At 45.9% G+C, this 423-nt stretch carries 1 protein-coding gene; it reads left to right on the top strand.

The features are described from left to right. Positions 1-129: 129 nt before the first annotated feature. Positions 130-423 (top strand): hypothetical protein (locus CIK93_RS06945; RefSeq protein WP_216820892.1); only part of this gene is annotated, 294 nt, incomplete at its 3' end.

Below are 423 nucleotides of genomic sequence, written 5' to 3'. Positions count from 1 at the left end.
GTATATAGGACAAGAATCTGTGGCGGACTTGACATTTTTTCTCTCAAACACTGCCCGATTCGGGGAAATGACATTAGGTTTTTTATCCCGACTGGCTTATAATTCGGGGGTTTTATGTAAATTTGCATCATGGAAGACAAAGGTTTGCTAATGTTGGCACGTATGGTGCTGCCCAAGGAAGTGCTTGACCACTTCATCATAACGGATATTGAGTACGTTGACACGAAGGCTTATGACGAGCCTGAGATGCACATTCACCTTGACGAGAAAATACATCCAGACCTTCAGGGTGACACTCATTTTGAATCGAAGGGTTTTATCTCTCCCGTAGAGGTGACAGACTTTCCCATCCGTGACCACAAGGTGGTACTGGTTCTGCGCCGCCGCAGGTGGATAGATACCCGCACAGGAAAGAGTTTCATT

Origin of the sequence: Prevotella sp. P3-92 (genome assembly GCF_002251205.1) — a bacterium.
Classification (GTDB): Bacteria; Bacteroidota; Bacteroidia; order Bacteroidales; family Bacteroidaceae; genus Prevotella.
Note: the sequence above shows the minus strand (reverse complement) of the source record. Positions and strands in the feature narration are given on the sequence as shown.